Annotated in this window: 21 protein-coding genes; 16 read left to right on the plus strand and 5 right to left on the minus strand. The window is 65.3% G+C overall.

The window, feature by feature from the left end:
• Nucleotides 1-189: 189 nt before the first annotated feature.
• From lepB to XI08_RS23610, 9 genes are all read left to right on the plus strand, one after another.
• Complete coding sequence (gene lepB / locus XI08_RS23570; protein WP_011087823.1) at nt 190-954, plus strand: signal peptidase I; 765 nt, start codon at nt 190-192, stop codon at nt 952-954.
• Nucleotides 951-1,766, plus strand: coding sequence for a ribonuclease III (rnc, locus tag XI08_RS23575; RefSeq protein WP_027547163.1), 816 nt, complete (start codon nt 951-953; stop codon nt 1,764-1,766). Before lepB ends, rnc begins: the two co-directional genes overlap by 4 nt.
• The gene (gene era, locus XI08_RS23580) at nt 1,756-2,682 is read left to right on the plus strand and encodes a GTPase Era (protein WP_271576146.1); all 927 of its coding nucleotides are present in this window, start codon (nt 1,756-1,758) and stop codon (nt 2,680-2,682) included. Before rnc ends, era begins: the two co-directional genes overlap by 11 nt.
• 21 nt (nt 2,683-2,703) lie before the next feature.
• The gene (locus tag XI08_RS23585; RefSeq protein ID WP_271576147.1) at nt 2,704-3,084 is read left to right on the plus strand and encodes a hypothetical protein; all 381 of its coding nucleotides are present in this window, start codon (nt 2,704-2,706) and stop codon (nt 3,082-3,084) included.
• Between the two features lie 152 nt (nt 3,085-3,236).
• Complete coding sequence (gene recO / locus XI08_RS23590; protein WP_271576148.1) at nt 3,237-3,989, plus strand: DNA repair protein RecO; 753 nt, start codon at nt 3,237-3,239, stop codon at nt 3,987-3,989.
• Nucleotides 3,990-4,089: 100 nt separating this feature from the next.
• Nucleotides 4,090-4,374, plus strand: coding sequence for a hypothetical protein (locus XI08_RS23595; RefSeq protein ID WP_027547159.1), 285 nt, complete (start codon nt 4,090-4,092; stop codon nt 4,372-4,374).
• Nucleotides 4,375-4,435: 61 nt separating this feature from the next.
• On the plus strand, nt 4,436-6,691 hold the full coding sequence (gene parC / locus XI08_RS23600) for a DNA topoisomerase IV subunit A (RefSeq protein ID WP_271576149.1): 2,256 nt from the start codon (nt 4,436-4,438) through the stop codon (nt 6,689-6,691).
• 419 nt (nt 6,692-7,110) lie between these two features.
• Complete coding sequence (locus XI08_RS23605; protein WP_271576150.1) at nt 7,111-8,661, plus strand: ABC transporter substrate-binding protein; 1,551 nt, start codon at nt 7,111-7,113, stop codon at nt 8,659-8,661.
• A gap of 4 nt (nt 8,662-8,665) precedes the next feature.
• Nucleotides 8,666-10,210 (plus strand): GMC family oxidoreductase, encoded by a 1,545-nt coding sequence (locus XI08_RS23610; protein WP_271576151.1) that lies wholly within the window; start codon nt 8,666-8,668, stop codon nt 10,208-10,210.
• 874 nt (nt 10,211-11,084) lie between these two features.
• Here the strand turns inward: XI08_RS23610 and XI08_RS23615 are convergent.
• Nucleotides 11,085-11,714, minus strand: coding sequence for a LysR family transcriptional regulator (locus tag XI08_RS23615; protein ID WP_271576152.1), 630 nt, complete (start codon nt 11,712-11,714; stop codon nt 11,085-11,087).
• A gap of 128 nt (nt 11,715-11,842) precedes the next feature.
• On the opposite strand from XI08_RS23615, the gene XI08_RS23620 reads away from it, so the two are divergent.
• From XI08_RS23620 to XI08_RS23630, 3 genes are all read left to right on the plus strand, one after another.
• Entirely contained in the window at nt 11,843-12,235 is a 393-nt protein-coding gene (locus XI08_RS23620; protein WP_027548380.1) for a RidA family protein, read from the plus strand.
• Between the two features lie 48 nt (nt 12,236-12,283).
• Entirely contained in the window at nt 12,284-12,970 is a 687-nt protein-coding gene (locus XI08_RS23625; protein WP_271576164.1) for an L-2-amino-thiazoline-4-carboxylic acid hydrolase, read from the plus strand.
• A gap of 317 nt (nt 12,971-13,287) precedes the next feature.
• Nucleotides 13,288-13,437, plus strand: a complete 150-nt coding sequence (locus XI08_RS23630; protein ID WP_167771051.1) for a hypothetical protein — start codon at nt 13,288-13,290, stop codon at nt 13,435-13,437.
• 112 nt (nt 13,438-13,549) lie between these two features.
• On the opposite strand, the gene chrA is transcribed toward XI08_RS23630, so the two are convergent.
• Entirely contained in the window at nt 13,550-14,935 is a 1,386-nt protein-coding gene (gene chrA / locus XI08_RS23635) for a chromate efflux transporter (RefSeq protein WP_271576153.1), read from the minus strand.
• Nucleotides 14,935-15,753: a chromate resistance protein ChrB domain-containing protein gene (locus tag XI08_RS23640; protein ID WP_271576154.1), complete on the minus strand. Its 819-nt coding sequence runs from the start codon at nt 15,751-15,753 to the stop codon at nt 14,935-14,937. The genes chrA and XI08_RS23640 overlap by 1 nt, the downstream gene beginning before the upstream one ends.
• Nucleotides 15,754-15,958: 205 nt before the next feature.
• Between XI08_RS23640 and dmeF the strand changes: the two genes are divergently transcribed.
• From dmeF to XI08_RS23655, 3 genes are all read left to right on the plus strand, one after another.
• Nucleotides 15,959-16,921, plus strand: coding sequence for a CDF family Co(II)/Ni(II) efflux transporter DmeF (gene dmeF / locus XI08_RS23645; protein WP_271576155.1), 963 nt, complete (start codon nt 15,959-15,961; stop codon nt 16,919-16,921).
• Nucleotides 16,922-17,011: 90 nt separating this feature from the next.
• Complete coding sequence (locus XI08_RS23650) at nt 17,012-17,854, plus strand: N-acyl homoserine lactonase family protein (RefSeq protein WP_271576156.1); 843 nt, start codon at nt 17,012-17,014, stop codon at nt 17,852-17,854.
• A gap of 91 nt (nt 17,855-17,945) precedes the next feature.
• On the plus strand, nt 17,946-18,098 hold the full coding sequence (locus XI08_RS23655) for a hypothetical protein (protein WP_271576157.1): 153 nt from the start codon (nt 17,946-17,948) through the stop codon (nt 18,096-18,098).
• Between the two features lie 32 nt (nt 18,099-18,130).
• Here the strand turns inward: XI08_RS23655 and XI08_RS23660 are convergent, their stop codons facing one another.
• Together XI08_RS23660 and XI08_RS23665 are read right to left on the minus strand one after the other, a co-directional pair.
• Nucleotides 18,131-18,319 carry a hypothetical protein gene (locus tag XI08_RS23660; RefSeq protein WP_271576158.1) on the minus strand — a complete coding sequence of 63 codons (189 nt, stop codon included), beginning with the start codon at nt 18,317-18,319 and terminating at the stop codon, nt 18,131-18,133.
• Between the two features lie 31 nt (nt 18,320-18,350).
• The gene (locus tag XI08_RS23665; protein WP_271576165.1) at nt 18,351-19,508 is read right to left on the minus strand and encodes an MFS transporter; all 1,158 of its coding nucleotides are present in this window, start codon (nt 19,506-19,508) and stop codon (nt 18,351-18,353) included.
• Between the two features lie 177 nt (nt 19,509-19,685).
• On the opposite strand from XI08_RS23665, the gene XI08_RS23670 reads away from it, so the two are divergent.
• Complete coding sequence (locus XI08_RS23670; protein WP_271576159.1) at nt 19,686-20,945, plus strand: adenylate/guanylate cyclase domain-containing protein; 1,260 nt, start codon at nt 19,686-19,688, stop codon at nt 20,943-20,945.
• The last annotated feature ends 45 nt before the right edge of the window (nt 20,946-20,990 follow it).

Raw genomic sequence — 20,990 nt, forward strand, 5'->3', positions numbered from 1 at the left:
GATCCTTGATTGCGTGGTCTTCGACAACCGTCTAAAAGTCCGCGGACGCAAATCAGGCTGGGCGAATTCGGCTTTACGCCGGAATTGGCCCTCATTATCAGAATCAGGACAATCTCCTTGGGCCGCGAAGCGATGGGCTGTTCGCGGGAGGAGGGCGCTCTGTGACCGCCGGCCGGAATTGAGAGAGCAATGAGCGTGACTTCGGGAACGAAAACTGAAAGCGGCGTCGGCGAAACGATCCGGGTCGTAATCCACGCTCTCCTGATCGCGCTCGTGATCCGCACTTTTCTGTTCCAGCCGTTCAACATTCCGTCCGGCTCGATGAAGGCGACGCTGCTGGTCGGCGACTATCTGTTCGTCTCGAAATATTCCTACGGCTATAGCCACTACTCGATCCCGTTCTCGCCGCCGCTGTTCTCGGGGCGGCTCTGGGGCTCGGACCCGAACCGCGGCGACATCGTCGTGTTTCGCCTGCCCAAGGACGATTCCACCGACTACATCAAGCGCGTGATCGGGCTTCCCGGTGACCGCGTCCAGATGAAGGACGGGCTGCTCTACATCAACGACACCCCGGTCGAGCGGCAGCGCATGAGCGAATATGTCGGCGAGGATCCGTGCGGCTCCGAAGGCGGCGGCATCTCCCGGGTGAAGCGCTGGAAGGAAACGCTGCCGAACGGCGTGTCCTATGAGACGCTGGATTGCGCCGACAACGGCTACATGGACACCACCAACGTCTACACGGTGCCAGCAGGCCATTTCTTCATGATGGGCGACAATCGCGACAATTCCACCGACAGCCGCTTCCTCGGCCAGGTCGGCTATGTGCCGCAGGAGAATTTGATCGGCCGTGCCCAGATGATCTTCTTCTCCATCGCCGAAGGCGAGCATGCCTGGATGTTCTGGCGCTGGCCGTGGGCGGTGCGCTGGAATCGCTTCTTCAAAATCGTCCGATGAAAGACGAAGCCAAGGACATCGCGACCCAACCTATCGAGGCGCAAGCCGCTCCTGAGGGCGAAGCTGCACCGAAGACGCCTGCGAAGAAGAAGCGGGTACGCAAGGCCAAGGCGACTGACGCGAATGCGGCACTCGAGGCGCGCATTGGTTATAGCTTTGCGGATCCGAACCAGCTGATCCAGGCGATCACGCATGTCTCGGCGCTGAAGTCCGGGCGCAAGCGCGGCGACAGCTATCAGCGGCTGGAATTCCTCGGCGACCACGTGCTCGGGCTGGTCGTTTCCGACATGCTCTACCATGCCTTCCCGAACGCCGACGAAGGCGAGCTGTCCAAGCGGCTCGCCGAACTGGTGCGCAAGGAGAGCTGCGCGGACGTCGCAAAATCGCTCGGGCTGCTCGACGACATCAAGCTCGGCTCGGTCGGCCCCAGCGCCGACGCCCGCCTGCGCAAGAGCGTGCTCGGCGACATCTGCGAGGCCGTGATCGGCGCCATTTTCCTCGACGGCGGCCATGCGGCGGCGGCCGAATTCGTCAAGCGCAACTGGACCGAGCGCATGCACAAGCCGCGGCGTCCGTTGCGCGATCCCAAGACCGTGCTCCAGGAATGGGCGCAGGGGAAGGGCCTGCCGACGCCGGTTTACCGCGAGGTCGAGCGCACCGGCCCGCATCACGATCCGCAGTTCCGCGTCGCGGTGGACCTGCCGGGACTGGCGCCGGCCGAGGGTATCGGCGGCAGCAAGCGCGCGGCAGAGAAGGTGGCGGCCTCGGTGATGATCGAACGTGAAGGCGTTGGCGGCGGCAATGACGGTTGAAGCAAGCGGCGAGGCGCCCGCTGCGACGCGCTGCGGCTTCGTTGCGCTCATTGGCGCACCGAATGTCGGCAAGTCCACGCTGGTCAACGCGCTGGTCGGCGCTAAGGTCACTATCGTCTCGCGCAAGGTGCAGACCACGCGCGCGCTGATCCGCGGCATCGTCATCGAGAACAATGCGCAGATCATCCTGGTCGACACGCCCGGCATCTTCTCGCCCAAGCGCAGGCTGGACCGCGCCATGGTCTCGACCGCCTGGAGCGGGGCGCATGACGCCGACCTCGTCTGCGTGCTGCTGGATGCCAAGACCGGCATCGACGAGGAGGCCGAGGCGATCCTCGCCAAGGTGGCCAGCGTCAATCACGAGAAGATCCTGGTGATCAACAAGGTCGACCTGGTCCAGCGCGAGAAGCTGCTGGCGCTGGCGCAGGCCGCCAACGAGCGCATGCCGTTCGCCAAGACCTTCATGATCGCGGCGATCTCCGGCGACGGCGTCGATGATCTCAGGGATACGCTTGCCGAGATGGTGCCGCCGGGGCCGTTCCTCTATCCCGAGGACCAGATGTCGGACGCGCCGATGCGGCACCTGGCGGCCGAGATCACGCGCGAAAAGATCTATCGCAAGCTGCACCAGGAATTGCCCTACCAGTCCACGGTCGAGACCGACAAGTGGGAGGAGCGCAAGGACAAGTCGGTGCGGATCGAGCAGACGATCTTCGTCGAGCGCGAAAGCCAGCGCAAGATCGTGCTCGGCAAGGGCGGCGCCACCATCAAGTCGATCGGCGCGGACTCGCGCAAGGAGATTAGTGAGATCCTCGGCGTGCCAGTGCACCTGTTCCTGTTCGTCAAGGTGCGCGAGAACTGGGGCGACGATCCCGATCGCTATCGCGAGATGGGCCTGGAATTTCCCAAAGAATAAGCAAGAACAGATCGGTATCCGATGAGCGTGCCCACGAACGTCCAGCGCTTCGAAGCGCTGCTCTATGCGTCGTTGATGCTGGATGCGCTGTCGGTGGCGGTGCAGGACCGCACGCCCAATGCCGATATGACCGAGCAGATGATCATGACGGCGACGCTGCTCGCCGGCGGCATGATCCTTCTGCTGGTCTATTTCGTCTGGCTGGCGGCGCGTTGGCGCAAGAACTGGCCGCGCTGGGTGCTGGCCGCAGCCCTGGTGCTGTCGGTGATCTCGCTCGGCCAGATCATCGGCGAGAAGGGCATGGAGCTCGACAGCGCCATCGAGATTGTCTCCTGCGTGCTGACCACGATGGGCCTGTATTTCTCCTTCAGCGGCGATGCGCAGGGCTGGTTCAACGCCTAGCGTCATTCCGGGGGCGATGCGAAGCATCGAACTATGGTGCGCAATTGCGCACCTGAGAATCTCGAGATTCCGGGTTCGCCTCTTCGAGGCGCCCCGGAATGACGGGGGAGAGAGCGCTGCGCTCCCGACCGGAATCCTGTAAGCTTCACCCCATGGAATGGACCGACGAAGGCATCGTGCTGGGGGTGCGGCGGCATGGCGAGAGCAGCGCCATCGTCGAGCTGCTGACGCGCGAACACGGCCGCCATCTCGGTCTCGTCCGCGGCGGCGCCGGTTCGCGGATGCGGCCCTTGCTGCAACCGGGCAACAGCGTCAGCGCGGTGTGGCGGGCGCGGCTCGACGAGCATCTCGGCACCTACGCGGTCGAGGGCCTGAAGCTGCGTGCGGCCACGCTGCTGGCATCGTCCCACGGCGTCTACGGCGTCACCCATCTGGCCTCGATTGCGCGGCTCCTTCCCGAGCGCGATCCGCACGGGGAAATCTTTGCGCTGCTTGAACATTCGCTCGACGATTTCGACGACATCGGCAGCGCCGCCGTCCACGTGATCCATTTCGAGCTGGCGATGCTCGCCGAGCTCGGCTTCGGGCTCGCGCTGGACAATTGCGCGGTGACCGGGGAGACCACGGACCTGATCTACGTTTCGCCGAAGTCCGGCGGCGCGGTGTCGCGCGGCGCGGGCGAGCCATGGCGCGACCGGCTGTTGCGCCTGCCGCCGTTCCTGCGCCAGGGTGAAACCGCGAGCGAACTCACCGACCAGGATCTCCAGGACGGCTTTCGGCTGACCGGATTGTTCCTGCTGCGCCACGTGCTGGAGCCGCGCGGGCAGGTCCATTCCGACGCGCGGGCCGGCTTCATCAATGCCTTGACGCGGCAGCAGGCGAGGGCGGCGATCCCGGCGCCATGACGTCAGCGCGGCTCTGTATTGCCTGATCAGATGAAATATCCCGGAACCAAACCGGGTTTCTCGGATTGGCCCGTGGGGTTCCAACCCGGGGATAAACCTGATGCTGATCAAGGGACTTATTGTGTCGGCAGCGCTGATTGCGCTGGCGCCGGACGCCCTCGCAGGCGAGCAAACAGGACTGGTTCGCCGCGCTTCCTGCACGGTCGTCAGGTTCTATGTGGCCAAATATTCGGCAGCAGCCGCAGAGGCATGGGCCCGGTCCAAGGGCGCGACGGAAGCAGAGATCGAGGCTGCCAGGCGCTGCTTGGCCAACGCGCCGACCACCACACAGGCCCAAAATCCCCACTCCACCCAGACTGTGACTGCCGGCTGGGCGGGGCAGTAAGCCGCCCACAGGGAACCAATCCATCCTTGCCCGATTCGCTTCCACGGTTTAACCGGGCGGCATGGGAAAACGATTGATTCCGCCGGAACCGGCCGAAATCCATGAGGTGCCGCTGCGCGAGGCGCTGGAAGAGCGCTATCTCGCCTATGCGCTCTCCACCATCATGCACCGCGCGCTGCCGGACGCACGCGACGGCCTGAAGCCGGTGCACCGGCGCATCCTCTACGGCATGCGCCTGCTCAGGCTCGACCCCGGCACGGCCTTCAAGAAATCCGCCAAGATCGTCGGCGACGTGATGGGCTCGTTCCATCCGCACGGCGACCAGGCGATCTACGACGCCATGGTTCGCCTCGCGCAGGATTTCTCCTCGCGCTACCCGCTGGTCGACGGCCAGGGCAATTTCGGCAATATCGACGGCGATAACCCCGCCGCCTACCGCTACACCGAAGCGCGCATGACCGATGTCGCGCGGCTTCTGCTCGAGGGCATCGACGAGGACGGCGTTGAATTCCGTCCCAACTATGACGGCCAGTCGAAGGAGCCGGTCGTGCTGCCCGGCGGCTTCCCGAACCTGCTCGCCAACGGCGCGCAGGGCATCGCGGTCGGCATGGCGACCTCGATCCCGCCGCACAACGCCGCCGAGCTCTGCGACGCGGCGCTGCATCTGATCGAGAAGCCCGACGCGAAGTCCAAGGCGCTGCTGAAGTGGGTCAAGGGCCCGGACTTTCCCACCGGCGGCATCTGCGTCGATTCCAAGCAGGCCATCGCCGAAGCCTACACGACCGGCCGCGGCTCGTTCCGCGTTCGCGCCAGGTGGGAGCAGGAAGAGGGCGCGCGCGGCACCTGGGTCGTCGTCGTCACCGAGATCCCCTTCCTGGTGCAGAAGTCGCGCCTGATCGAGAAGATCGCCGAGCTCCAGGACCAGAAGAAGCTGCCGCTGGTCGGCGACGTCAGGGACGAGTCGGCCGAAGACGTCCGCATCGTGATCGAGCCGAAGTCGAAGAACGTCGATCCGGCGCTGATGATGGAATCGCTGTTCCGGCTGACCGAGCTCGAGAACAAGATTCCGCTGAACCTCAACGTGCTGATCAAGGGCCGCATCCCCAAGGTCGTGGGGCTCGCGGAGTGCCTGCGCGAATGGCTCGATCATCTGCGCGACGTCCTGATCCGGCGCAGCAACTACCGCAAGGCGCAGATCGAGCATCGGCTGGAAGTTCTCGGCGGCTTCCTGATCGCCTATCTGAACATCGACAAGGTGATCAAGATCATCCGCACCGAGGATGAGCCGAAGCCGGCGCTGATGAAGGCGTTCAAGCTCACCGAGGTGCAGGCCGAAGCCATCCTCAACATGCGGCTCCGCTCGTTGCGCAAGCTCGAGGAAATGGAGATCCGCACCGAGGACAAGAACCTGCGCAACGAGCTCAAGGGCATCAACGCGGTGCTCGCCTCGGAAGCCGAGCAGTGGAAGAAGGTTGGCGAGCAGGTCGGCAAGGTCCGCGAGATGTTCGGGCCGAAGACGCCGCTCGGCAAGCGCCGCACCACCTTTGCCGATGCGCCCGAGCACGATCTCGCCGCGATCGAGGAGGCCTTCGTCGAGCGCGAGCCGGTGACGGTCGTCGTCTCCGACAAGGGCTGGATCCGCACCATGAAGGGGCATGTCGAGGATCTCTCGGGCCTTGCCTTCAAGCAGGACGACAAGCTCGGCTTCGCGTTCTTCGCGGAGACGACGTCGAAGCTGCTGCTGTTCGCCACCAACGGCAAGTTCTACTCGCTCGATGTCGCGAAACTTCCGGGCGGGCGCGGTCATGGCGAGCCGATCCGCCTGTTCATCGACCTCGAGCAGGAGGCGGCACCCGTCGCACTGTTCGTCAACAAGGGTGGACGCAAATTCCTGGTCGCGAGCCACGAGGGCCAGGGCTTTGTCGTCAACGAGGACGATTGCGTCGGCACCACCAAGAAGGGCAAGCAGGTCCTCAACGTCGACATGCCGAACGAGGCACGCACGGTCACCGAGGTGGTCGGCAACACCGTCGCGGTCATCGGCGAGAACCGCAAGATGCTGGTATTCCCGCTCGACCAGGTCCCGGAGATGGCCCGCGGCCGAGGCGTCCGCCTGCAGAAGTACAAGGACGGTGGTCTCTCCGACGTCGTCGTGTTCGACGCCAAGGCTGGCCTGACCTGGAAGGACTCCGCCGGTCGCGAATTCTCCGCGACCATGAAGGAGCTCGCCGAGTGGCAGGGCACCCGCGCCGACGCCGGCCGCCTGCCTCCGAAGGGTTTCCCGAAGTCGAACAAGTTCGGCCGGGGGATCGGGTAGGGCGGGCTCTCGCCACATCGTCATGGCCGGGCTTGACCCGGCCATCCACGCGCCGCAGCTCTTGAGAAGAGACGTGGATGCCCGGGTCAAGCCCGGGCATGACGACTGACGGTGTAGCGCGACGTTGCCTCCACATCGTCATTGCGAGCGCAGCGAAGCAACCCAGAATCTATCCGCGGCGACAGTCTGGATTGCTTCTCGCAATGACGAGCGGCGAGTGCATCGCTCCTCCATTCCGCATCCCTCAGTCGTCTCTGGAATACTGGATCGCCCGGTCAAGCCGGGCGATGACACCGGCGGTGTGGCGCGCAAACGCTTGGCTGATAGTCGTGAGCGCATGAGTGCCTGCGTCGATCGGGCACGAACATTGCTTTTTCTTCGGCTGCAAATGAACTCTCAAGAAGCAGCAAAAGGCACCAATGTTCAAACCAAAGTCTTTCATTCCGGCGCTGTTCGCCCTCGCGCTGGTGGCGGCGCCGGCGCATGCGGCGGGCAATCTCGTTGCGGTGCTCGAGGCGGAGATCGTCACGCTCGATCCGCATTTTTCCACGGCCTATATTTCGCGCACGTTCGGCTACATGGTGTTCGACACGCTGTTCGCGAAGGATTCCAAGGGCGAGATCAAGCCGCAGATGGTGCAGGACTGGAAGGTCTCGCCCGACGGCCTGACCTACAGCTTCACGCTGCGCGACGGCTTGAAGTGGCATGACGGCCAGCCGGTCACGGCGGCCGATTGCGTCGCCTCGCTGCGCCGCTGGGGCACCCGCAGCGCGCTCGGCCGCCGCATCTTCGCCATCACGGCCTCGCTCGAGCCGACGGACGCCAAGACGTTCGTGCTGACGCTGAAGGAGCCCTCCGGCCTCGTCATCGACGCGCTCGGCAACCCCGTCAGCCCGGTCGCCTTCATGATGCCCGAGCGCATCGCCAGGACGCCCGGCGACCAGCGCATCACCGAGATCGTCGGCTCCGGCCCGTTCGTCTACAGCAAGGCCGATCACCGCACCGGCGACCGCATGATCCTGAAGAAGTTCGCCGACTATGTGCCGCGCCCCGAGCCTGCCGACTTCCTTGCCGGCGGCAAGCGCGTCAATGTCGACACGCTCGAGATCCGCGTCATTCCTGATGGTGCGACCGCGGCTTCCGCGCTCCAGGCCGGCGAGGTCGACTTCATGCAGTACGCGCCGTTCGATCTGCTGCCGACGCTCGAGAAGAACTCCCGCGTGAAGCTGGTCAATTTCACCGGCGGCAACATGTTCGCAGGGGCCTATCGCCTCAACGCCGCTTCGAAACCGTTCGACGATCCCGCGATCCGGCGCGTGCTGTGGAAGCTGGTCGACCAGCGCGAAGTGCTGGATGCGCTCGGTCTCGATGCCAAATACGCCACGCCCTGCGCGACCTTCTTCACGTGCGGCACCACCTATGACAGCAAGGCCGGCACGGAAGCTGCCGCAAAGCCGTCGATCGAAGCGGCGAAGGCCGCGCTGAAGGCGACGAAATATGCCGGCGAGCCCGTTGTCGTCATGGAGGCCAACGACCTCGAAGCCCCGCGCGTCTCGGCGCAGGTGCTGGCCGAGCGGCTGAAGCAGGCCGGCTTCAACGTCGATCTCCAGGTGATGGATTGGGCGAGCGTGCTGGCGCGCCGCGCCAAGAAGGAGGGCTGGAGCGTCTATGGCGTTCACGCCGGCGGCTTCGATCTCGGCTCGCCGCTGACCAACGTCATGGTCGCCTTCAATTGCGCCGACTTCACCGGCTGGCAATGCGATGCGCGCATCACGCCGCTCATGGAAGCCTTCGCCAAGGCGCCTGCCGAGGAGGATCGCAAGAAGATCGCGGCCGAGATTCAGACGGTGATGTACGATCAGGCGCCCGGGATTCCGTGGGGCCAGTTCGCCCAGCCGGCGCTTTCTCGCGCGGCGCTGCGCAATCTGATACCGTCCGCCATCCCGGTGTTCTGGAATGTTGAGAAGTAACACGATGTACGATGTCATTGTTGTCGGCGGCGGCTCCGCCGGCGCCGCTGTTGCGGCACGGCTCTCCGAGGATCCCGCACGTCGCGTCCTGCTGCTCGAAGCGGGCCTCGACTGGCGCGCCATTGATGCGCCCTGGGAGGTGATGACGCCGAATCCGATTCCCATCATCCACAGGCGCGAGTATCAGGAGAAATGGCAGTGGCCCGATCTCCTGACGCGCCGCGTGGCCGGGCAGGAGCCGCGCTTCTACTGGCGCGGCAAGGGGCTGGGCGGCTCCTCGATGATGAACGGCCAGATCGCCATCCGCGGCGTCGCGGACGCGTTCGACGAATGGGCGGCCAGTGGCTGCACCGGCTGGTCGGCCAAGGACGTGATGCCGCTGTTCTCGGTGATCGAGGACGACATGGAATTCGGCGATGCCGAGGGACATGGACGCGGCGGACCGCTGCCGGTCTATCGCGCGCCGCCCGAGACATGGGGGCCGATCGATCGGGGCTTGCGCGATGCGGCGCTGGCGAGCGGCTATCCCTGGTGCGCCGACGTCAACGGCCCTGATGGCGAGGGCGTCGCCTGCTATCCGATCAACAGCCGCGACAGCCGCCGCATCACGACCAATGAAGGGTACCTCGAGCCCGCGCGCGGCCGCGCCAATCTGGAAATTCGCGGGCATGCGCTGGTCGATCGCGTGCTGATCAGCGACGGCCGGGCGACCGGCGTCCGCGTCCACATCGAGGGGCAGGGCACGAGCAATATCGGTGCGCGCCAGATCGTGCTGTGCGCCGGCGCGATCCACAGCCCGGCGATCCTGCTGCGTTCGGGCATCGGACCGGCCGACGAGTTGAAGGCGATGGGAATTGCGGTCGAGCGCGATCTGCCGGTCGGCCGCCACTTCTTCGACCATCCGCTGTTTCGCGCCACGATCCAGCTCCATGAAAATCTCCGGCCCACCGATCCGAACACCCGCCACACCAATTGCTGCGTGACCTATTCCTCGGGGCTCGCCGATGGCGGCAAGCGCGACATGATCCTGATTGCCTTCAACCACCGCGGTATCGGCGTGCCCGGCGCGATCGGCGCCGGACTGTTCAACGCCTATTCGCGGGGCACGCTTAAACTGGCCTCGACCGATCCCGCGATCGATCCCGTTGTCGAGGAGAACATGCTGGCCGATCCCCGCGACATGCTGCGCATGATGGATGCGGTGAAGCGACTGGCCGTGATCACCTCCCAGCCGGCGCTGTCAGGCATTGCCGACTGGATCAGGCTGACCGATACCGATCTGACGCTTCCGCAAGCGGCGGCGCTGCCAGATCACGAGCTCGACGCGCTGCTGCGCCGTGAGACAGGAGACATCCAGCACGCCGCCGGCAGCTGCCGCATGAGCGGCGTCAACGACGCCGACGGTGTCGTCAACCCCGACGGCACGGTGAAGGGCATCGCGGGCTTGCGCGTCGCCGACGCCTCGATCATGCCGTCGGATTGCCGCGCCAACACCCACTTCACGACGGTGGTGATCGGCGAGGCGATTGCGCGGATGATGATGCGGTAGGGAAATCCGGCCAGGCGTTGTCTGCTGCCACAACACAGTGTCACGCCCCGGCGTGACCGGGACATCCAGTACGCCGCGGCCTCTCTTCTCAATCACGACCGTCTCGGAGTACTGGATCGCCCGGTCAAGCCGGGCGATGACACCGAGAGTGAGGCTAGACAGGTGATCGCTCGGTTACACGTTTCAAACAGCGGGCGAAAGTTCGCGTTCTCGCGGCGCATGTCGCCCGAGTTTTATCTCTCGCAGCGCCCTCGCAAAGACAAGGGCGCAGGGAAGGCCGGGCGCCGGCTGGCACCCGCAGGTCCGTGCGCTACAAAAAGAGTGCACACGGTGTGGACCACAGGTGATGCCGGTCGCCCGGCCTTCCCTGCGCGAATGGTTTTAACGGTGTCCTTCGTGCTCTCCTCGGGGAGCGATGCACTATTGCCCCCGTCGCCTCGCGGATGGCTGATGTGCGCGTCCGGTCGGATCGCATCATCACCGCAAGGCTTGACGCACAGACCCCGGGCGTCAGGACCACACGACTTCTCCGTCCGCGCACGTCTTCGCATGCATCCTCGACGGCTGGCGTGTGCTCACCGTCGCGGCCATGCGAAGACGCTGTCGGCGCCGTGTCGTTCGCGCGAAGGCAATTGCTCACGGTTTCCCGCCCTGCAATGCCGATCGCGCCCGACGCCGTCGCGTCCATCGCTGCCCGGCCCGCGGTTCGTGACGATCGCGATCCGCCCCTTGTCTCGGGCCAGGTTGTCCAGTGTGTACGCGAAATCCGAATTTCGGTAAAGTGGAATATATTTGCGGCGGAGGATTGACAGGCGAGGCGGGAGATTTGTGCGGGTGTCGTGCCCGACGGGCAATTCCTTCTTCGCTGGTTGCCTCAACTTCCGACGGTGCGGACCAGGCGAGGGCGGTTGCGGTTTGCGAGCGGGGCCTCGTTCGCCAGCGCGCGCAGCCATTCGCGAAAGCTGACGATCTCGGGACAATCCGCGGTGCCCTCGGGCGCAATCAGCCAATCACCCAATCCGGATCCCTCGTTGATCCGATCGCAGCGATAGCCCGGATGGTGGCCAAGACCGCGGGCAATCAGCAGGTCGACCTTGCCTTCGACCAGCTCGTGCAGGCCGGCGGGTTGCAGCACCCGCAAACCGATATCGGCATGCGCGCTGCGAAACTCCGCCAGGGCGAGGCGGCGCAAATCGAGGCTGCCATGGACCCCCAGCTGGAGCAGCACTGCACCAGCCGGTTTCAATTGCGAGGTCGCATCCGCAATGCAGCGAAAGCCATCGGATATCCCGGGCAGATAGGCCTGACCGGCGGCGGTGAGGATCAGCTGCTTGTGCAGCCGTTCGAACAGGCGCACGCCGAGGCGTGCCTCCAGCGCTTTCACCTGCTGCCCCACGGCGGCAGGCGTCACGTGCAGCTCGTGCGCGGCGAGCTTGAAACTGAGATGCCGTGCGGCGGCTTCGAAGGCACGGAGCGCGTTGAGTGGCGGAAGAGAGTAGGTCATCGCGTCGCAGTTTGACACCGATGGGCCGTGGCCTTGCAATAGATTTTCTTGCGCTGAACCGCAGGAATGATGCTTTGCGCCGCGGCGATGTTGCCGGATACGGTCAGCCCGCAATCCGGAGAAACGCTATGCCCCCAGCTCACATCGTCAGCCACAATCCCGCAACGGTCCACGCTCCCGCCGGCGGTTACAGCATGGGACTTGAATTGAAGCAGCATCGCCGCCTGCTATTTGTCAGCGGCCAGGTGCCCGAGGCATCTGACGGAGCCGTGCCTGAAGGATTCGAGGCGCAATGCGAGCAAGCCTGGCGCAACGTCATCGAGGTGCTTGCCGCTGCCGGCCTTGGCGTCGAGAATCTGGTCAAGGTCACGACGTTCCTGACCGACCGGAAGCAGGTCGTGCCCAACCGCACCATTCGCCGCGCGATGCTTGGGGAACATCGGCCTGCGCTGACAGTCGTGATCGTCGAGACCGTCGACAGCAAATGGTTGCTGGAAATCGAGGCGATTGCCGCGGAATGAACCCGGCTCTCGCCGACCTTGCAACAGGCCAATCGTGTCAGGTGTCCAATGGCTGAGATCCTCCACCCCTTTTACGAGGCGCATCGCGGTGCAATGGAGGCCGCCATGCGCCAGCGCCTCGACCTTGCCGAAGCGATGCTGCGCGAGCGCGCGCATCTGTCGGATATCGACGGGATCAGGCAGGAGGTGATGGACGAATTCGAGATCGTGCTCACCCAAATGCCCTATGTCGGCGGCGCGGCCAGTCGCATGAGCGATTTCTTCATGCGTCTCACGGGTTTTATGGCGATCAGCCGTGTGCTCCGGCGACACGGGGTGCCGCTGCCCATGATCGGCGAGATCGAGCGGGAAACCTACAAGGCGCAATTGCTCACCGTGCCAGAAGCGGAACGTCTCGCTGCGGGGCGTCAGTTCATGTCGCCTGAGAACCAGGCCCTGCTGCGCGAGCAGGCCGCGCAAAGCGTCACAAGCAGCCATCAGGACGAGTATCCGGAAGATTTCGTCTACGATTTCGTCGAGCCGGGCGCGGGTGACACCTTTGAGTTCGGCATCAACTACAAGGCCTGCGGCTTCTGCAAATTCGCGGCTCGCCATGGAGACAAGGACATCCTGCCGAACATCTGCGGGCTTGATTTCGACGCCTATGCTGTGCGCGGCATCCGTCTGGACAGGACGCAAACATTGGCTGGCGGCGCGAGCCACTGCAATTTCCGCTTCTCGCGGCTCCCGAGGTGATGCCCCATGGACGCGCGGGCCATCAACGGAAGTGGCCAAGCGACCAGCGATCAAACCGACACCTGGTCGACTGATCCCGACGCAGCGGCCCCAGGTCTACCTAGGTATGGTCACTTCATACCTCCGCGCGATGGCGCCCACCAAGTGCTTGGTGCTACCGATACATCCAGAGTGAAGAGCAACGGAACCGGTCCTGCGAGCCGGCAGTTGCGGGACAAGGCCGGCGGCGTAGTGCCCGCCGGGCTCTTCTCCCGATCCAGCGGCGCTTTGCCGCTCAACTGAGGCTTGCTGCCATGGTTGGTCCAGAGAGTACGCCCATGCGTAACATCGCCGATTTCCTGATGCGGTTCTGGCAGGGAAACCAACCCGCGTCCAATGGTCAGATCGCGGCTATGGCTGAAAACGGAGATCGATCCAGCATGGCTGATTTTGTCCGGATCCTGCAGGCATACGATCAAGCCCTGTAGGGCGGGACTTGGCGGCGGCCGCGTCAGTCCGTGATGCGGACGTCCGAGGGACAAGACCTGAGACCGCACCGCGTACATGCCCTGGCGCCAGGTGACGGGTGCGTTCCTCTTCCTAGATGATTCCCGCCATCCGCAGCCCAACACCAGCCGCGCAACTGCCCGCAAGCACCGTGAGCATCCCGAGCTTGAAGCGGAAGATCGCGGTGGCGGCTGCGATCGACAGCACGAGCGCCGGAATGTCGACGCTGGTCAGCACCGGCCTGTCGAAAGCGAACGGAAACGCTTGCACCGGCACGGTCTCGCGGAACAGCGTGTGCAGCGCGAACCAGATCGAGAGGTTGAGGATCACGCCGACGACGGCGGCGGTGATCGCGCTGAGCGCGCCGGCGAGGCCCGTATTGCCGCGCAGGCGCTCGATATAGGGCGCGCCGACGAAGATCCAGAGGAAGCAGGGCGTGAACGTGACCCAGGTCGCAAGCAGTCCGCCGAACGTCGCCGCCAGCATTGGCGACAGGCCGCCGGGGTCCCGATAGGCGGCCATGAAGCCGACGAACTGGAGCACCATGATCAGCGGGCCCGGCGTGGTCTCGGCCATGCCGAGGCCGTCGAGCATCTCGTGCGGCTTCAGCCAGTGATAATGCTCGACCGCCTGCTGGGCGACATAGGCCAGCACCGCATAGGCGCCGCCGAAGGTGACCAGCGCCATTTTCGAGAAGAACAGGGCGATCTGGCTGAACACGTTGGCTTGGCCTAACGCGGCGAGTAGTGCGATCACGGGCACCAGCCACAGCGCAAGCCAGAGCGCGCCGACCCGGATCGCGCGCGCGGTATCGGGCTTGACGTGATCGGGTACGGCGTCGCCGAGCATGCTGTCGATCACCGCACTGCTGCCGCTAGCGCCGTGACCAGCCGGGGCGAATTCCGGCCGGCCCTGCCTGGCGCCGATATATCCGATCACGCCGGCGGCAATGATGATGATCGGGAAGGGGACCGCGAAGAAGAAGATGGCGACGAAGGCTATCGCAGCGAGAGCGATCATGATGCGGTTCTTCAGCGCGCGCTTGCCGACGCGCACCACGGCCTCGACGACGATGGCGAGCACGGCCGCTTTCAGGCCGAAGAACAGCGCCTCGACGAAGCTGACATTGCCGAAAGCGGCGTAGACGTAGCTCAAGGCCATGATGGCGATGATGCCGGGCAGGATGAACAGCCCGCCCGCCATCAGCCCGCCGGCGGTGCGGTGCATCAGCCAGCCGACATAGGTCGCAAGCTGCTGCGCCTCCGGTCCCGGCAACAGCATGCAGTAGTTCAGCGCATGCAGGAAGCGGCCTTCGGAGATCCATTTCTTCTCCTCGACCAGGATGCGGTGCATCACCGCGATCTGGCCCGCGGGCCCGCCGAAGCTTAAGCAGGCGACGCGAAGCCAGACACGGAAGGCTTCGTTGAAGCTGATGCCGTGACCGGCATCAGCTCCTGCTTGAACGTTACGGGTATCCATTACGCCTTCACCTTGTTGGTCGGCCAGTTGTGGGTCTCGGCCGTCGCGTCGCGGCACCAGCGATAGAAGGCGTCATAGAGCAGCATGCCGGCCTCGAGCTGTTCGAGGTCGTCGTCGTACATCCGCGACAGCCCGAGCGAGGCCGCGAGCAGACCGGGCGCTTCCGGCGCCAGATCAGGCCGCGCGGTGTCGGCGCCGCGCACCAGCGTTGCGAGCCGGAGCAAAGCTGGCGTCGCGATCCCGAACTCCTCGATCATCACGTCGAAGGTGCAGAGTTCGCCGCGGTGGCTCCAGAACACGTTCTCGATGTCGAAGGGCGCCGCGCCAAACCGCTCGCCAACCGCGACGACCTCGGACGGCGCCACATACAGGAACACCGCGTTGGGATCGACGAAGCGGTGGATCAGCCAGGGGCAGGCGATGCGGTCGACCTTCGGCCGCGCCCGCGTCACCCAGACGGTGCGTCCCTTGGCGTCGCGCGGAGGCAGCTTGCGCGTGTCGAGCAGCGGCAGCTTGGCCGCCTTCCAGCCCTCGAAGCCGCCCTCCAGCGTCTCCGCCTGCGCGCCGAACTGGCGGAGCCAGGCGGCGGTGCCCTGTGCGAGCTTTTCACCGCGCAGGCACGAGACGATGGCCCTGCGGCCGGCGAAATCGCCGCCCCAGTCCTGGACCTTGTCGTGGCTGAGCTTGATCGAGCCCGGGATCAGCCGCCGGTCGGCGGCAAAGTCCTCTTCCGTGCGCACGTCGATCAGGGCAGGGGCGTTGGCCGTGCCGATCAGGCGCGCCAATTTGTCGGATGATATGGTCGTGAATGTAGACATGATGCGTCCTCGCATAAACCGAACGGGACGCGATACTTGGGCATGTCGCCTCGTGGGGAGATCGCTCAAATCCCCATGAGCCGCATTACAACGAAACCGCGCCAAGCTGTCAACCGCCGGTTTCGCCGCTAATGAGCGTTAGAAAGATATGCTGCCGGGGCCTATATTGGCCTTCGCGGATTCTGTTTTCCGGAGAGTTGAGCCGATGCATTCCCATTCCATTGAGCAATGGACCCATGACCACGCCTTCCTCGGCGACAGGCACGATGAGAACGAGCGGCGCACCTGGCTGGTCGTGGTCCTGACGCTGGTGATGATGGTCGGCGAGATCGTCGCCGGCTCGCTGTTCGGCTCGATGGCGCTGCTGGCCGACGGCTGGCACATGGGCACGCACGCGGCGGCGCTCGGCATTGCCGCGTTCGCCTACCGCTTCGCGCGCCGGCATCTGGGGAATTCGCATTTCACCTTCGGCACCGGCAAGTTCGGAGACCTCGCCGCCTTCTCCAGCGCCATCATCCTCGGCCTGATCGCGGTCGAGATCGCCTATGAGAGCGTGCTGCGGCTGTTCACGCCGGTGCCGATCGTCTATGGCGAGGCGATCGCAGTGGCGGCGCTCGGCCTTTGCGTCAATCTCGCCAGCGCGTGGCTGCTGCGCGGCAGCCATGATCACCATCATCACGGCCATGATCACGGCCACGGCCAAGTGCATCATGATCACGAGGATCATGATCATCACCACCATCATCACGACAACAATCTTCGAGCGGCCTATGTCCACGTCATGGCGGATGCCGCGACCTCGGTGCTCGCGATCGGCGCGCTGCTGGTGGCGATGTCTTCGGGATGGGTCTGGGCCGATCCGGCCGTCGGCCTGATCGGCAGCGTCGTGATCGCGAGCTGGGCGTTCGGCCTGATCAAGAGCTCGGGCGCGGTTCTGCTCGACGTGCGCGCCGACGAGAAGCTCGAACGCACCATCCGCGCCCGCATGGAGGTCGGAGAGGACCGCGTCACCGACCTGCATCTCTGGCAGGTCGGCCCCGGCCATTGCGCCGTGCTGGTCTCGGTGGTGTCGGACAAGCCGAAGCAGCCGGCCGTCTACAAGAAGCGGCTCGCCGGGCTGAAGGGCCTCAGCCACGTTACGGTCGAGGTCGAGACCTGCCCGCATTGATGTGATCTGCCGAAACGGAATTCGGCGGCGCGGCCGGGGTTGATCCTCGGTCGCAGCCATACAAGGCTTGCGCTGCAAGAGGGACCAAGGATGATGTCAGGGATCACGAAGATCAGGTTTGCTTTCGCCGTGGCCGCGCTGGCTCTGTCGGGCCAGGCGGCGCTCGCGCAGTCCGAGAAATCAGGCGTCGAAAAGCTCTACGTCCTCAATTGCGGGGAGGGCACCGCCGGCGATATCTCGCGCTGGACGCCCGGCCTCAACGAAGGCAAGTCGATGGACTTCGTCGACAGCTGCTATCTCATCAAGCACAGCAGCAAGGGCTGGTTCCTGTGGGACACCGGCATCGCCGATGCCGTCGCTGCGATGCCGAATGGCCTGGTTCCCGCCGATCCCAAGGCCGTCACCTGGCGCCGGCCGAAGACGCTTGCCGCCCAGCTCGAACAGCTCGGCCTCAAGCCGGATGACGTCAAGGCGATGGCGGTGTCGCACACGCATCCCGACCACACCGGCAATGTCGAGCTGTTCCCGCAGGCCACGCTCTACGTGCAGAAGGCCGAATATGACTGGCCCGGCGCCAACAACGAACCGCGCTTCAAGCCCTCGCATCCGGTCGAGCAGCTCGCGGGCGACAAGGACGTGTTCGGCGACGGCAGCGTGACCATCCTGTCGACACCCGGCCATACGCCGGGACACCAGTCGCTGCTGGTGAAGTTGCCGAAGACCGGCGCGGTGATCCTGTCCGGCGATGCAGTGCACTTCAAGGACAATTGGGATAACCGCCGCGTGCCCAGCATGAACGTCAACAAGGACCAGAGCGCGGCCTCGATGCAGAAGATCGCCGACACGCTCGCCAGGGAGAAGGCGCAGCTCTGGATCAATCACGACAAGGCCCAGCGCGACAGCCAGAAGATGGCTCCGGAGTTCTACGACTAGCTTCTCGGACCGGTTTGTTGCCACACCGGGCTGCTCGCCGTCTTCGCCGGAATCCCGCAACGTCCAGCAGACGTCGCAATCGGTGAAAGACGTGACGGCGACCATCGGTGGCGTGAGCAAGGCGGCAACGGAAACGGGCGTCGCTGCGAGCGAGGTGCTGAGCGCGGCAGACGGTCTGTCGCGACAGGCCGAGCAACTGACAAGCGAGGTGGGCAGCTTTGTCGAGGACGTCCGGGCCGCCTAAATCGCGATGGCTTTGGCTTGAAGCGGCATGCTTCAGCGCGGCGCCGCGACCGGCGGTGGTCCGCCCTCCGGCGTCTTCTTCGGCTTCAGCGTGCCGGCATAGAACGACAGCAGCCACACCAGCATGACGGCAAGGAGATAGACGACCCAGGCCTGCGGCGGCGTGGTCGCCCAGCGCAGCAGGCCCTTGAATGTGCGGGGCGGTCTGTTGTCTTCGGTCATGGCCCGCTTGTGCGCGAAAGCGGCCGGGCGGTCAATCGGGCCGGCGCCCTGCGCGGACCAGGAACAGCGCCGCCAGCGCCGAGAGGCTCAGCGCGGAGGAGACCATCAGCACCTTGGCGCCCATGACGTCGATGAGCAGGCCGAAGGCCAGCGGCGACACCGCCTGTGCCATCCGCGCCGGCGCGCCGATGATGCCGAGGCGGTAGCCGAAATCCTTCGGCCCGAAGATCGACAGCGGCAGCGTGCCGCGGGCGATCGTCAGGATGCCGTTGCCCGAGCCGTGCAGCAGCGCAAACGCACTTGCCGCGGCGGCGCCGAAGATCGCGACGACGGCCGCTCCGATCGGATGGGTCACGCAGGCGAGCCGCGTCGACCACAGCGGATGAAAGCGGCTCAGAACGCTCGCCTCGAGAATGCGCGCGAGCACTTGCGCCGGACCGATCAGCGCGCCGGCCGCGATCGCCTCGACATGTGTCGCGCCGGTTGCCTCCACGATGCGCGGAAAGTGCACCGCCATCGCGCCGGTGACCGTCCAGGCCGCGGCGAAGACGAAGGCGAGCAGGATCATGGTGCGGTCGAGCGGCACATGCGGCTTCGCGGCCGTCGCCGCCGCCTGCTTCGCGCCCTTGATCGCCGGCAGCATGAAGAAGTTGAGGGGCAGGCCGATCAGGATGTTGGCGGCCGCCCAGGCAAAGCAGGTCTCGCGCCAGCCGATATGGGCGAGGCCCCAGGCAGTCAGCGGCCAGCCGACGGTGGAGGCGAAGCCCGCCATCAGCGTGATGCCGGTGATGGGCCTGCGCGCCTCGGTGCCGTAGATGCGGCCGAGCGCGGCGAAGGCGGCGTCATAGAGTCCCATCGCCATGCCGATGCCGAGCACGAGCCAGGCGATCGCCATCACCAGAACGGATTGCGACAACCCAAGGAGTACGAGGCCGGCGGCGATGGTCAGGTTGGAAGCCGACAGCACCTGCCGCCCGCCGACCAGATCGATCTGCCGCCCGATCCGCGGGCCGAGCATCGCGGAGATCACCAGCGAGGCCGAGAATGCGCCGAAGATCCAGTTGGAGGAGACGCCAAGGTCGTGCGCCATGGGATCGGCGAGCAGGGCCGGCAGGTAGTAACTGGAAGCCCAGGCAAGGGTCTGCGTGGTGCCGAGCGCCAGGATGATCGGGAGCTGGCGCTGGCTCATCCGCGCGTGCTTCCGATTCTGGCCGACAAAGTCATCATCGCCGGCATTTGCCGCCCGCGCTGCGAGTGCGTCAACCGCGATCGCGGCATATTCGACCTGCAAGGGACGGGAGCCTTGCGTACGGCTCGCGCGGGGCTTGCGCCTTTCGCTCGTCACGAATGCACGGCATAATGGCGCATGCAATTGACCTCGCGCCTTGCGCTGATGAACTGGCTGACCGGCCAGGGGCTCACCGGCCTGCCCGAAAACGAACTGCTCCGCGGGTTCTGCGAACGCTGCCGCGCCGAGGGCCTGGAACTCTCGCGCGCCCTCGTCGTCATCGACACGCTGCATCCGATCTATGAGGGCCGCGGCTTCCGCTGGAGCGATCGGGCGAGCAACGAGAGCGACGCGTTCGAATACGGCTCGACCGCCGAGGGCGACGCGGCCCAGCACTGGCGCCGGTCGGTGTTCTTCCACATGCTCGAGCACGGTCACGACGAGATGGTGATCGATCTTGCCGACGCGCCGTCGCTGGATTTCTCGCAGATCGGCGAGCTCGCCGAGAAGGGCCACAAGCACTATCTCGCCTTCGTGCATCGCTTCGGCGAGAACGGCGCGCTCGGCCTGATGGATTGCCTCTATTCCTGCTGGACCACGCGCCGCGACAGCGGCTTCAGCGAAGCCGAGCTGGAGTCCCTGCGCGATCTCGTGCCGGTGCTGGGGCTCGCGATCAAGTCGGCGCAGCAGGTCGATATCGCGCGCACGCTGGGGCGGGTCTATCTCGGCCGCGGCGCCTCCGAACAGGTGCTGGGCGGCCGCATCTCGCGCGGCGTCACCGAGCGCATCAACGCAGTGCTCTGGTATTCGGATTTGCGCGGCTCGACCGGGATCAGCGAGAGCATCGGCCCGGACGAGATCATTCCCTTCCTCAACGACTATGCGCAGGCCGTGATCGACGCGATCCACGACGCCGGCGGCGACGTCCTGAAGCTGATCGGCGACGGCGTGCTCGCGATGTTCACCGGCGAGGACATGGCGGCCGCGCGCCGTGCAGCGCTGCGCGCCGAGCACCTGTTCCGCCAGAACGTCACGGCGCTGAACACGCGTCGGGCTACCGACGGCCGCCCCACCACGTCCGCCTATATCGGCCTGCATGTCGGCGAGGTCTTCTACGGCAATATCGGCAGCGAGGACCGGCTCGACTTCACGGTGGTGGGTCCGACGGTGAACGAGGTCAGCCGCATCGCCTCGATGAGCCGCTCGGTCGACCGCGAGCTGCTGGCATCTGCGGAGTTCTACAAGGGCCTCGATGCCGCTGGGCGCCGCTATCTCGTCTCCACCGGCCGCTACGCGCTGCGCGGCATCGGCCGCGCGCAGGATCTCTACACGCTCGATCCGGAAGTCGAAGCAAGCGAGCCGGTGACGGGAAGCTACGAGCGGTATCTGGCGGGTTAACCGCGCGGCCCGGCTGCTCCCCCAATGTCGTCCTGGCGAAAGCCA

This window comes from Bradyrhizobium sp. CCBAU 11361 (assembly GCF_028128935.1).
Taxonomy (GTDB): domain Bacteria; phylum Pseudomonadota; class Alphaproteobacteria; order Rhizobiales; family Xanthobacteraceae; genus Bradyrhizobium; species Bradyrhizobium niftali.